At 69.7% G+C, this 12,202-nt stretch carries 13 protein-coding genes; 6 read left to right on the top strand and 7 right to left on the bottom strand.

Translation table 11 applies throughout. From position 1 onward, the window contains the following. Positions 1–4: 4 nt before the first annotated feature. Positions 5–1,063, bottom strand: coding sequence for an alpha/beta hydrolase (locus tag ACH47Z_RS32985; RefSeq protein WP_399080297.1), 1,059 nt, complete (start codon positions 1,061–1,063; stop codon positions 5–7). A 246-nt stretch (positions 1,064–1,309) separates the two neighbouring features. Continuing rightward, positions 1,310–2,029, bottom strand: a complete 720-nt coding sequence (locus ACH47Z_RS32980; RefSeq protein ID WP_399080295.1) for an FAD binding domain-containing protein — start codon at positions 2,027–2,029, stop codon at positions 1,310–1,312. A 274-nt stretch (positions 2,030–2,303) separates the two neighbouring features. Here ACH47Z_RS32980 and ACH47Z_RS32975 point away from each other — a divergent pair, with 274 nt between their 5' ends. Further along, positions 2,304–2,714: a VOC family protein gene (locus ACH47Z_RS32975; protein WP_399080293.1), complete on the top strand. Its 411-nt coding sequence runs from the start codon at positions 2,304–2,306 to the stop codon at positions 2,712–2,714. A gap of 93 nt (positions 2,715–2,807) precedes the next feature. On the opposite strand, the gene ACH47Z_RS32970 is transcribed toward ACH47Z_RS32975, so the two are convergent. Continuing rightward, entirely contained in the window at positions 2,808–4,055 is a 1,248-nt protein-coding gene (locus ACH47Z_RS32970) for an MFS transporter (RefSeq protein ID WP_399080291.1), read from the bottom strand. Between the two features lie 343 nt (positions 4,056–4,398). Further along, complete coding sequence (locus tag ACH47Z_RS32965; protein ID WP_399080288.1) at positions 4,399–5,625, bottom strand: SUKH-4 family immunity protein; 1,227 nt, start codon at positions 5,623–5,625, stop codon at positions 4,399–4,401. Positions 5,626–6,096: 471 nt separating this feature from the next. On the opposite strand from ACH47Z_RS32965, the gene ACH47Z_RS32960 reads away from it, so the two are divergent. Next, complete coding sequence (locus tag ACH47Z_RS32960) at positions 6,097–6,654, top strand: pyridoxamine 5'-phosphate oxidase family protein (protein ID WP_399080285.1); 558 nt, start codon at positions 6,097–6,099, stop codon at positions 6,652–6,654. 30 nt (positions 6,655–6,684) lie between these two features. Here ACH47Z_RS32960 and ACH47Z_RS32955 read toward each other — a convergent pair whose 3' ends face one another. Continuing rightward, positions 6,685–7,233 carry a hypothetical protein gene (locus ACH47Z_RS32955; protein ID WP_399080283.1) on the bottom strand — a complete coding sequence of 183 codons (549 nt, stop codon included), beginning with the start codon at positions 7,231–7,233 and terminating at the stop codon, positions 6,685–6,687. Positions 7,234–7,336: 103 nt separating this feature from the next. After that, positions 7,337–8,038 carry a TetR/AcrR family transcriptional regulator gene (locus tag ACH47Z_RS32950; protein WP_399080281.1) on the bottom strand — a complete coding sequence of 234 codons (702 nt, stop codon included), beginning with the start codon at positions 8,036–8,038 and terminating at the stop codon, positions 7,337–7,339. A gap of 137 nt (positions 8,039–8,175) precedes the next feature. On the opposite strand from ACH47Z_RS32950, the gene ACH47Z_RS32945 reads away from it, so the two are divergent. From ACH47Z_RS32945 to ACH47Z_RS32930, 4 genes are all read left to right on the top strand, one after another. Beyond that, a complete protein-coding gene (locus ACH47Z_RS32945; RefSeq protein ID WP_399080279.1) occupies positions 8,176–9,366 on the top strand; it encodes a cytochrome P450 in 1,191 nt (396 codons plus the stop codon). An 8-nt stretch (positions 9,367–9,374) separates the two neighbouring features. Further along, positions 9,375–9,596, top strand: a complete 222-nt coding sequence (locus ACH47Z_RS32940) for a ferredoxin (protein ID WP_399080277.1) — start codon at positions 9,375–9,377, stop codon at positions 9,594–9,596. 85 nt (positions 9,597–9,681) lie between these two features. After that, positions 9,682–10,548 (top strand): class I SAM-dependent methyltransferase, encoded by an 867-nt coding sequence (locus ACH47Z_RS32935; protein WP_399080275.1) that lies wholly within the window; start codon positions 9,682–9,684, stop codon positions 10,546–10,548. Positions 10,549–10,731: 183 nt separating this feature from the next. Further along, a complete protein-coding gene (locus ACH47Z_RS32930) occupies positions 10,732–10,974 on the top strand; it encodes a hypothetical protein (protein ID WP_399080273.1) in 243 nt (80 codons plus the stop codon). Positions 10,975–11,028: 54 nt separating this feature from the next. Here the strand turns inward: ACH47Z_RS32930 and ACH47Z_RS32925 are convergent, their stop codons facing one another. After that, positions 11,029–12,105 carry a MerR family transcriptional regulator gene (locus ACH47Z_RS32925; protein WP_399080271.1) on the bottom strand — a complete coding sequence of 359 codons (1,077 nt, stop codon included), beginning with the start codon at positions 12,103–12,105 and terminating at the stop codon, positions 11,029–11,031. Positions 12,106–12,202 lie beyond the last annotated feature (97 nt).

Raw genomic sequence — 12,202 nt, 5'->3', positions numbered from 1 at the left:
TCGGTCATCCCTTCGGCGCGGTGGTGTGGCGGCTGAGGAAGCTGAAGGCGGCCGGGTACAGCCGCGTCCAGGTGTTGTAGTTGTGGCCGCCGTCGGGCAGCACCATGGTCTGGGTCTGGACCCGGGTGGCGGCTGCGGCCTTCGCGAACTGGTCGATGTAGTGCGGCGGGCTGAGCCGGTCCTCGGCCGATGTGGCCAGGAACAGGCTCACCGACGCGGTGGTGTGCTTCACCATGTACGTGGGGCTGGTGCGCTCGCGTGACACCGGGTTGTCGATCACGCCCGTGTCGCCGGTCAGCGGGTCGGGATCCAGTGCGGCGCCGACGCCGAAGACCTTCGGATAGGCCAGCGGGAGCCGCGCGGCGCAGAAGCCTCCGGTGGAGAAGCCCATGACGCCCCAGCCCTTGGGGCCGGGCAGCGTGCGGAACGTGTGGCTGATCAGTTCCGGCACGTCATGTGCCATCCAGGTGGCGACCTTCCGGTTGGGCTGATCGGTGCAGTCGGTGTCGACGCCGCCCGGGTCGACCACCGGCATGGCCAGGATGAAGGGGTGCGAGGTGCCCGCGTTCATCAGCTTCTGGAAGTCGTCGGGCATGCCGCCGTGTTCCAGCCAGGACGAGGGGCTGCCCGGTACTCCGTGCAGCAGCAGCACGACCGGGAAGCGCGTGTGGCGGTACCGGGGCTGGTTGTACTGCGGCGGCGTCCACACGATGACCTGTCCGGACAGCTGTGAGTGCTTGCCGCGGAAGTAGGTGTCCAGCAGCCCTGCGTCACCGTGGGTGAACTTCGCACGGTCGGCCGGGGGGCCGGGCATGGCGACGGCGGCCCCGTTGTCCTTGCCCAGCAGGTCGTCCCAGGAGGCGTACAGGCCGTAGTCGTTGTTGATCCACGTCGCGACCACCGAGATCGCGGTGAGCTGGCACAAGCCGATCATGACGAGCCGTAGCAGCCAGCGCAGCGTATGAGGACCTCTGAGCCGTGACCAGAGCACCAGGGTGCCGGCCACGCACACCGCGGTGGCCACGATCAGCAGGACGAAGAACGGTGTCCCGGTCAGGCTCATGAGCATGTCCCCCGGTAGGTCGATGGAAAACCGCGTTGACGTGTGCTCGACGGAGGAACCCACAGCGGGACAGATGCACCAACGGACACCTCCAAGGACGTGGAGCACCTCCGAGGACGTATCGCGAGCACCGCGCGTTGCTGCCAGGCCCGAGGAAGTGACACAGATGACATCTCGGCACTGCACACCGCACGCAGAAGCCCGCCGCGGCATGGCGGCGGGCTTCTTCTTCAGCCGGTCATCCCCTCAGTTCGTACCGGGACCGTCCAGGAGGCCGGTGACCTGTGCCCTTACGACGTCCCACGCGGCGGCCGGCAGGTCGCCGAGGGCCGTCGTACGCAGCACGCGCAGGATCTCCCCGGCGTCGGTGTCACACGTGGTGCTGCCGCTGAGCACGTCATAGCCGTCGCGTACGGCCACCCGCAGGCGCTCGCCGTCGTCCTCCGCGTGCACCGCCGAGGCGACGACGAGGGGCGGCGAGCCACCTGCCTCGCCGGCCAGCTTGCGGTACGCGCTGGCGATCGGCACGCGCCAGCGCAGGCTGAGCAGGAGGGGGCGCTTGGCCACCAGTTCGGCCAGGTCCGTCTCGCGGACGCCGTCGGTTTCCAGGACCGTCGCCCGGGCGTCGAGGACGAGTGCGGCGGGGAGCAGGCAGCGCAGCGTGCTGCCGACGATGTTGCCGCCGACCGTCGCCGTCCTCCGTACGGCCCCGGTGCCGACCGAGCCGGCCGCGAGGCGCAGCACGTCCGGCACCCGGTCGTCGATGCGGTGCAGGGCCACGGCGGCACCCACGGACTCCCGGCCGAGGATGTTGGCCTCCGGCAGCTCACGCAGGGACACCGACAGCTCGGGAAACCCGTCCCGCTGCCACGTGGCCCACACCAGGGTGGCCCCGCCGATCGGCACGGCCCCCTCGGCCAGGCACTCCTGCGTTTCGGACACCGACGTGGGCAGACGCAACAACACAGCGACCGACCTGCCTTCCACAACCTTGGGCGAATGCGGTGGGTCATGTCCTGGCCACTTCCCACCGCCAGGGCAGTTTTCTCGCCAGGACGGGGGCGCATACAGGGCTCACACGAGGCAGGCAGGCGCATATCGCACCCATGTCAGTATCCCGGCACCCTCGCTCCACTCATGCTCCCGCTCCACATGCTTGACGTACCGTCAGATCACGCACGGCACCCATTACCATGGCGCCACGCATCGACCGCCTGCCGGCGCCGAAGGAGCAAGTGGCATGGACATCACGACGCCACAGAAGATCACCACGTTCTTGATGTTCGAGGGCAACGCCGAGGAGGCGATGACCTTCTACATCTCGCTCTTCGACGACGCCGAGGTCGTCAGCATCACCCGATACGGCGCCGACGGTCCCGGCAAGGAGGGAAGCATCCAGCACGCCACGTTCTCACTCGCCGGCGAACATTACATGTGCATCGACAGCCCCGCGAAGCACGAGTTCACCTTCACACCCTCGATCTCGCTCTTCGTGCAATGTCAGAGCGAGGCCGAGCTCGACCGCCTCTACACGGCCCTCGCCGAGCGAGGCACCGAGCTGATGCCTCTGGGGGACTACGGCTTCAGCGCCAAGTTCGGCTGGGTCAACGACCGCTTCGGCGTGTCCTGGCAACTGAACCTACCGGCCTGAGGACACTCCCGTACTGGTTCGCGGTGGCCGCCTCCCGTGATCGCCTCCAAGCGATGGCTCATGCGCAGCGCTCCTGTGGCTCCATGCGCAAACCTACTGAGGCACAGGGCCCGTATCGGTGTGGTCCGGCCAGGTGAGTCCGCGGGCGCGGTGGGTCCACGCGGCCAGGACCGTGAGCGCGGCGGCGAGGCCTCCGAGAGTCATGACCGTGGCCGGGGAGGTCCGGTCGACGATGGCGCCTCCGGTCAGCGCGCCCAGCGAGATGGTTGCCTGGAAGGAGGCGGTGAAGAGTACCGATGCCGCCTCGGGTGCGCGGGGAGTCGCCTTGGTGAACCACGTCTGGGACGAGACGGGGACGGCACCGTAGGCGATCCCCCAGACGATGAGCAGAGCGACAGCCCCGACGGGCCGGTGCCCCAGGACCGGCAGCAGCAGGGTGACGGCAGCGATCATCGCGGCTGCGAGACCGAAGACGAGGCGGGGGTGGCGTACGACCGTCGCCCCGCCCAGGAAGTTCCCCACGATCCCTGCGGCGCCGTAGACCAGCAGCGAGCACGTGATCAGCTGCGAACCGGCGCCGGTGACCTGCTCCAGGAACGGAGTCACATAGGTGTAGGTGCCGAAGTGTGCCAGTACGACCAGGAAGGTCAGCAGCAGTGCGAAGCGTGTGTTGACGCCCTTCAGCATGCCGCGCAGCACGCCCGGTCGGGTCGCGCGGCGAGGGGGCAACGACGGGACGACAAGCACCAGCATGGCCAGTACGCCGACGCTGAGGACACCCATCACGACGAAGGCGGTGCGCCAGCCGGCGTGGTCTCCGATGAACGTGCCCGCCGGTACGCCGAGCACGGATCCGAGCGGTACCGCGGAGAAGATCACTGATGTGGCCCGGCCGACCGACACCGAGGGCACGAGGCGCTCGGCCAGTCCGGCGCCGATCGACCAGAAGCCTCCGATGACGACGCCGACGATGACGCGGGAGACCAACACGAGCCAGTAGCCGGGTGCCGCCGCGGCAAGGAAGTTCGCGACGGCCAGCAGCAGCATGAACAGGCACAGCATCAGCCGACGGTCGACGCGTGCCGTCGCGGCGGTGAGCAGCGGTGCGGATACGGCCGCCAGGAATCCGGGCATGGTCATCATGAGGCCCCCCATGCCGTCGGAGATGGCGAAGCCGGAGCCGATCCTCGTGAGCAGGCCGATCGGCAGGATCTCGGTCGTGACGATCGAGAAGATCCCCAGCATCACCGAGACCACGGCCAGCCATCCCATGAGTGGCGAGCGGGGCGGCAGAACCGCTCCACCGGTGTGGTGCGTGTCGGCGGTGTGTGTCGAGATCATGCGTTCCACCCTCTGAAGAGCCAGTCGTCGCACGATCAGCCCAACAGACCCCGCACACCGGAAGCTGGCCGTTCGGCGACATCACCCCTGGGAGGCGAGGGTGACGTCGCGGAATTGCCGAATCGGCCGAGGACACCGGGAACGCGTCGACAGCAACGATCTGCTCGGCCTACGCCTGGACGCCCCGCTCGGCAGCACCGGTGATGTTCTGGCCGACCTGCGGGCGGGCTGGACGGGCTTCTGGTCGCACGGCAGTACATCGGCTCGCACCACGGATCTTCGCCCGCCACAGCATTGATGAAGTTGGCCCAGCGTCTTCAAAGACCGTGTGGGGCGTGCCTCCTCACAGCACGCCTCCCGCCTCGTCGTGGAAGACCTCCGGCCAGTACCGGTAGTCGTCCGGGCCCTCGCTGGGCCGGCAGGCCACCGGGTCGACCGAGGCCAGCACCTCGATCATGGTGTCGGCGACGTGGTGGTAGAAGTCCTGGGTGAAGTCGTGCTCTTCGTTGAGCTCCTGTTCCCGCCGGTGGAGCCAGAGGGTGAAGGCGAGCGTGGAGACGTCGGCGTTGACCGGGACGACGTGGTCGGCTGCGAGCTCCGTGTAGGACAGCGCTCCGGTGCGGCCGTCGACCAGGACCTCGAGGTCGTGGACCAGTCCGCCGAGCACCACCAGGTGCTCCGCGTCCGGCGGCAACTGCTCGCTGCCGTCCCACAGATGGGCGTGCTGTGGATCGCGTTGCGACTCGGCCCAGTCCTGAGGGAGCGTGACCGGCGCTTCCCGCTCGGGGTCGAACATGAGCCCGTTGCCCGGCAGGCCCACTTCGGTGAGGAAACGACGGGTCGGTGGATGGGCGAGGGCGGCCGGCAGCTGGGCGTCCGTGAACCGCACCAGGTCCTCGGCCCCGAACACCTCCTCCAGCAGGCCTCGCGGCAGGTCCAGAGCCAGTCCCTCCCCCGGGCCGGCGATCAGGCCGAGCGGTCGGATCACCGCCGCGATCCGCCAGAACACCGGTATCGGATTCTCCCAGCCGGACCGCGGGCCGACCGGGCCCCAGCCGTCCTCACCCCATGCTTCCTCCGCGAACACCGCGCTGAGCAGTCGCTCCGCCTTCCGCACCGCCTCCGCTCCCGTCCGCCCCGCCAGCGCGGCGAAGCTGCCCCGCAGGGCCCGAGAATCGTCGACCGCCGCGAGGAAACGGGTCAGCGCCCCGACCGAAGGGGCCAGCGGAAACAGCTCCGCGTGACCCGGTGCCTTCTCGTAGAGCCACATGGTGAACACTCGGCCCGTTGCACCGTCCAGGACGACCTCCTCGCCCTCCTCGTCCCCCTCCACGATCAGGCGGCCTATCAGCAGCAACTCGGCGAGCTCCGGGTCGAGTTCCGCCGGATCACCGCCCAGCACGGTCAGATGTTCACGAACCGTCAGCAGCGCCGGCCCGGTGAGCGGGCGGAAGTTCACCAGGCCATGACCGTCCAGCCGCTCGCCCGGGGCCAGGACACGGCGGGTCGGCTCGTGGACGATCGAGGGATGCGGCGCTCGGTCCGGAATGGCGACGCTCGTGACGGACATGGCTCCCCCGTGTGTTGCAGTGGTCGAGTGACGCCTCCACCATAGGTGCGGCCACTGACAATCCCCGGGTCCGTCGGAGATGAGTTCGAGCCCGCACTCGCGGCCGACAGCACGCTGCTGTTCCTCTCCGGCCGGGAGAGCGCCGACCAGTGTCGCCTGCACCGCCGCGCTGCTGCCCGGCCCCATGATGTCGATACGCACGCCGGGCTTCTCCGCGAGCGCAAGCGGGCCATGGTCAACGCCGTCCTGTTCGAGGCGAGCCCGACCCGTGCCTGGGGCACCACTCTCGGTCCCGGTGAACCGCACCCCGCGGCGACCGGAGCCGAGCGCCGTACCTACCACCACGTCCTCGGACGGGCGTGGCAGCGCGCCCTGCCTGCTCTGAACGATCACTCTGGAACGGCCCGTCGGCGCGGCGATGATGTCTGTCCGCCGCGCCGGTCTACAGGAGAGGAAGGAAGGAGAACCGTCATGCCTGAACAAGGACCCGCCAAGCGGCCCACGTCCGAGCTGGACTCCCGCTACAGCTCCGCGCTCAATCCCCGCCCGGGTGCCGCGGACGTCACCGCCACCGAGTGGGACGAGGCCCAGCGGCAGCTTGCGTCCGCCGAGATCTTCTGGGTGTCCACGGTGCGGCCCGACGGCCGACTGCACGTCACCCCCGTGATCGCCGCCTGGCACGACGGGGTGCTGTACTTCTCCACCGGTCCGGGGGAGCAGAAGGCGCGCAACCTCGCTCAGCACCGGCACTGTGCGCTGACCACCGGCGGAAACTCGCTCGGCGAAGGCCTCGACCTCGTGGTCACGGGCGAGGCCGGGCCGGTTGCCGATCCGGCCGTGCTGGAGGAGGTCATCACGGCCTACGAGACGAAGTACGGGGCGCACATCACCTCACCCGAGGGCACCTTCCACGGGATCGGGGACGCGCTGCGCAAGGGGGACGCCGTGCTGTTCGCGGTGGAGCCGGACACGGCGTACGGATTCGGCCGGCGCGACGGGGTGTACACCCATACGCGCTGGGCGTTCTGAGCCGGGGGCGACCGCTGCGTGACGCACGCTCTATGCGCGCGGATACTCGGTTACGGGGACGCCTGGCGCGAAGTGGGCGACGGCGCTGACCAACCGCTCCTGGTCCAGGCGCCACCCCGTCACCGCGCGGGAGGCGATCGCGATGTCGGCGGGCACAGGGGTGAGGGCACTCAGGACGGCACGCGACCTCGGACCGTCTCCGGGCAGCGCCGGGGCGCCCTCTCGCCGGCTGACCCCGACGTAGGGGACGGAGGCCTTGCCCGTGACCTGGCGCCAGAGCACAAAGCCTGTGATGTCGTCCCAGGGCACATGGACGGTGGTGGCCCCGTACCTCGCCGGGCTCCCACCCAGGAGTACGCCCGTGTCGTCCACCCGGAACGCGACCTTGTGGCTCCTGGCCACATACGTCATGAACAGCGCTCCCCCGCCGAACAGCGGCAGACCCAGGATGCGTGCGTACAGCGGCATGCCGGGGAGCAGCAGCAGTCCGGTGAAGACGGCACTGATCACCACACCCCTGATGGTCTTCCCGTTCCAGCCGTACCGCGCCTCGTACGCGAGTGAGCCTCTTTCAGCCATGGCTGGATCATGACAACATCTGGCGCCACAGGGAAGCCTTTGGGCCAGGGCAGGAAGCTCACCCTACGCCCGGGTTCTACGATCTGCTCGCCCAGGCGCCGACCTACGGCCGCTCGTCGGGGCGTTGCTCCCCTGCTCGGTCCCCGGGAACCTCCCCGTCGCGCAGGAGACTGTCGAGGGCTGTGAGTACGTGGCCGCAGATCTCGTCCGGTTCCGCGCTCGCCAGCGGCTCCTGGCCGACCACGACCCGCATCAGGCCGATGCCGAGCAACCAGGCCATGGCGAGCTGGGCGCGCAGTTTGCTGTCGTCGGCAGAGGAGAGGGCGGCGAGCGCGGCGGCGTACTCCTCCCCCAGTGCGCGGACGGTGTCCGGGGCGGCGTCGGCGCTGCCGATGGAGCGCAGGTAGACCGCCAGCATCCGGTCCCAGCCGGGTTTGCCGCCGTCCGCGAGGACACCGCGCAGCGCGGTCTCGAACAGCCGGTCCGGCGGCGTGCTGCCCAGCTGCTGCTTGCCTCCCTGCGCCATGACCTCGGTGAGCAGGGCCTTCTTGGAGCCGAAGTAGCGGAATATGAGCGCCTGGTTCACTCCGGCGCGGCCGGCGATGTCCCGGACGGTGGCCGCCTCGTATCCGCGCTCGGCGAAGACCGCACCGGCCGCGTGGAGGATGCGCGCGCGGGTTCCCCGGGCGTCACGCGGGCGGTGCGGGATGTCCTCGCCCGGTCTTGTGTCCTCGCTCAGTGGGCCGCCGCCGGGCCGGTCCTGCCGTCGCTGATGCTCGCCGGGATCCAACTCGCTGGTGTCCACCTCTGCTCCTTTGTGCCGCCGTGAGCGCCGCTCGCGCGTGCGGAGGGGCCGTCAGAGTAACGGCCGATTAGCGTCGTTGACCGCTCGGTGAGTACCTCCTAGCGTCGTAAGCGCATGCTTACACAAGGGAGGCAGCAGTGACGGAAACGGACCACGCACCCCTCGCCTATCCCTTCAACTCCAGCCAGGATCTGGCCCTGTCCGACGCGTACGAACGAGCCCGGGACACCCCGGGGCTGTTACGCGTCCAGCTGCCGTACGGGGAGGCGGCCTGGCTCGCCACCCGCTACGCGGACGCCCGGCTGGTCCTCGGCGACCAGCGCTTCAGCCGGGCCCTGGCTCTCGAACACGACGAGCCGCGCGCCTCCGAGGGCAGGCGGGACAGCGGGATCCTCAGCATGGATCCGCCGGACCACACCCGGCTGCGCTCCCTGGTCGCCAAGGCATTCACGGTCCGCCAGGTTGAGAAACTCCGCCCGGGCATCCGGGAGTTGACGTCCGTACTGCTGGACGAGATGGAGGCGGTGGGGCCGCCGGTCGACCTGGTCGACCGCTACGCCCTGGCCATCCCGGTCGCGGTGATCTGCCGGCTCCTCGGGGTCCCGGAGGAGGACCGCCCGCGCTTCCGTACGTGGAGCGACGCGGCGCTGTCCACCAGCTCGCTGACGGCCGAGGAGTTCGACCGCAATCGCGAAGAGCTGCGCGCGTACATGGGCCGGCTGATCACCGCGCACCGTGAGCGGCCCCGCGAGGACCTGATGACGGCCCTGATCGAGGCGCGTGACCACGATGACCGGCTGTCGGAGCTGGAGCTCGTCGACCTGTGCGTCGGCATCCTCGTCGCCGGCCACGAGACCACCGCCACCCAGATCCCCAACTTCGTGCTCACCCTCCTCGACCACCCGTGGGCGCTTGCTCGGCTGCGTGCCGAGCCCACTCTCATCACCGGCGCGATCGAGGAGCTGCTGCGCTTCGTGCCCCTGGGCAGCGGGGCCGGTCAGCCTCGCTACGCCAGGGAGGACATCGAAGTCGGGGGCACCCTGGTGCGGGCCGGTGAACCGGTGCTGGTCGCCGTCGGCGCGGCCAACCGTGACGCGCTGCGCTTCACCGCGGCCGGCACCCTCGACATCGCGCGGAGCGGCAACGCCCACCTGGGCTTCGGCCACGGCGTCCACCACTGCCTCGGGGCTCCCCTGGCCCGCCTCGAACTCCAGGAGGCCATCGGCGCGTTGGTGGCCCGGTTCCCCCGGCTGCATGTCGCCGGTGACATCACCTGGAAGACCGAGATGCTGGTCCGCGGCCCCCGCGTCATGCCGGTGGGGTGGTGAGGCGGCCCATGAGCTGGCAGCTGCACGTCTCCTCCGACCGCTGTATCGGCTCCGGGATGTGTGCCGGGGCCGCACCGGATCTGTTCACCCTCGACGACGATCACGCCCGCCCCGTCAGCGAGCACATCGCGGAGAGCGACGACCGCGCCCTGGAGGCCGCCGACATCTGCCCCATGCTGGCCATCACGGTCCGGGACGCGGCCGGACGGGAGATCGCGCCTCGCGAGTGAACCTGAGCCGTACGTCGCCACACCACCGAAGCGCCGAGGCATGGTAACGGTACGAACAGCAGGACTCTTGTGGAGGTGGGGCACGATGGTGGACGACGCTCAACGGGCTTGTCCCGTCATGCGGCCGGCCGTACAGGAGACGTACGGTCCCGCGGACCTGAGCGCACATTCGATCTTCGCCGGAGGGTTCATCAACTTCGGGTACTGGCACGGGATCGACCTGTCACAGCCGCTCGGCCAGGAGGAGCGCATCCGCAGCCAGGAAGACCTCTATCGGCATGTCCTGGGCAGCGTGGGTCCGTTGAAGGACCTCGGGGTCCTGGAGGTGGGGTGCGGACTGGGCATGGGGTGTGCGCTGGCGCTGCGGGAGTACGACCCCGAGCAGGTGGTCGGGATGGACATCCACCCGCAGCAGGTGCGGCGGGCACGCGACGCGCACGCCGAAGTGCTGCGCCGGGAACCGGAGCGGCTGCGGTTCGCCCAGGGTGCCGCAGAGCACATGCCTTTCGCCTCCGGTGAGTTCGATGTCCTCGTCAGCGTGGAGGCGGCTCAGCACTTCCCGGATCTCACGGCCTTCGCGGCCGAGACCGCACGAGTGGTGCGACCGGGTGGCCGCGTGGTCGTGGCGAGCTTCTTCACGGTCGATGACGCAGGCGACCGCACCAGCCAACTGGCCGGGCTGCTGGACACGTTTGCCAACGGCCTGGACATCGCGCGGCCGGTGACCGCGCTCACCGAGACCTTCGAGGCGGCGGGACTGACCGCCGTGCGCGCCGAGTCGATCGGGCGGTACGTCTGGCCCGGCTGGGACCTGTGGCTGAGCCGGCAATGGGCCGAAGGCACCTGGCCGCGGAACTTCCTGCGTGCCTACGAGCAGCGGATCCTGGACTACTACCTGATCGTCGCGGAACGGCCGGCGAAGGGCGAACGGGTCGGCAACGAAGGAGAGTGATGACCCGCTGTCATGGCGGACCTTTCCGGGGCCGGCTTTGTGGAGAGCCTCGACTGGAGAGTGCCCTCGGTATCGCCACCCACGTCTGACCGGAGCTTCGTGAGCGCCCTTCAGGTTCTCCACCCGATCGGCCGGTGAGTCCGACGGTCGGCGCGGCGTGCTCGCCGTTTACGATCCGTGCCCGTGGCACAGGTACCCGATGAGTTGATCAGGCTGGAACGATCCGCCGAGGAAGAGCGCGCGAAGCTCGCGGGCCTCTCCGGTGACGAGTACGACGCGCAGTTGCGGCGCTGGCGCGAGGCGTCCGAGGCTGTCCAGGCGGCCGTCACCGCGTACGCGGCGGACACCGGAGCCGACCGCCGCGAGGTGGAGGAGGCCGTGAAGAAGGCCTGTCGGTGCAGTCAGGAGGATCCAGCCGTCGAGTAGCGGGGAGGACGCACCGCGCCGTGCCCCACGGTGCGTCACACCGGTGCCGGCGAGTCACCCGACAACGTCGGCCACCACGCAGCTGACGTTGTCGGGACCGCCGGATCCGTTGGCGAGGCCGATGAGTTCACGGGCGGCCTGCGCGGGCTCGCTCGTCTCGGCGAGCACCTGGCGGATCGCTTCGGTCGGTACGACGGTGGACAGGCCGTCGGAGCAGAGCAGGTACCGGTCGTTCGGCTCGGCGTCGTGCAGGCGCATGTCGGGGGTGTCATCGGCGTGGTGGCCCAGTGCGCGTACCAGGAGGGACCGCTGGGGGTGGGTGACGGCTTCCTCCGGGCTGAGGCGTCCTTCGTCGATCAACGACTGCACCACGGTGTGGTCGTGGGTGATCTGGAACAGCCGCCCGTCGCGCAGGAGGTGGACCCGGGAGTCGCCGATGTGGACGAGGGCCATCTGTGAGCCGGTCCAGAGCATCGCGGTGAGGGTCGTACCGGCCCCTTCGGGGAAGGATCCGATTCCGACGACGTCGACGCCCTGTACGGCCTGCCGGGCCTGGTCGACGGCGTCTTCGAGGACGTTGAGGAGGTTGCCCGCCGGAATCCCGTCGGCCTCCAGGCGCCTGAGCGCGTCGACGGCGGCCGCGCTCGCGGTGGCGCCGGTGCTGCCGAAGCCGTCGGCGACGGCGAGCAGACCGGACCCCGCGTAGACGGTGTCCTGGTTGCTCTCCCGGACGAGGCCCGTGTCGGACAGAGCGGCGTACCGGATGTCCAGGGGCTTGACGGGCGGGGCCATGGCGGGGTCCTTCCAGGACAGGTGGTCGATGAGGAAGGTCGCCAGATCCCGCCGTGCGGTGGTGTCGGCCTCCACCTGGGCCCAATACGCGCGGATCTCCTGGGCCGCCTGGCCCGCATCCAGCGTGCAGACGTGCTGGATGCGGGCCAGGGGCATCCCGAGACGTCGGAGCCAGGCCACCAGTCGGGCCTGGTCCAGTTGTTCCGGTGCGTACAGGCGGTAGCCGGTGACCGGGTCGACGCGAGCGGGAGCCAGCAGGCCGAGCTCGTCGTAGAGACGCAACGCCTTCGGCGACAGCCGGGACGCCTTCGCGAACGCCCCGATGGTCAGCAACCCCATACTCGCCCCTCCTCATACCGGGCACATCGCCCGACCCCACCGATGCTGCGGCCTCCCCCAAGGTCAAGGTCAACCCATGCCCCTGGCTCCGGATCAG

The sequence above is a fragment of the Streptomyces sp. NPDC020192 genome (assembly GCF_044388685.1).
GTDB lineage: Bacteria > Actinomycetota > Actinomycetes > Streptomycetales > Streptomycetaceae > Streptomyces.
The sequence above is the reverse complement of the archived record's forward strand: the minus strand, read 5'-3'. Positions and strand labels throughout refer to the sequence as shown.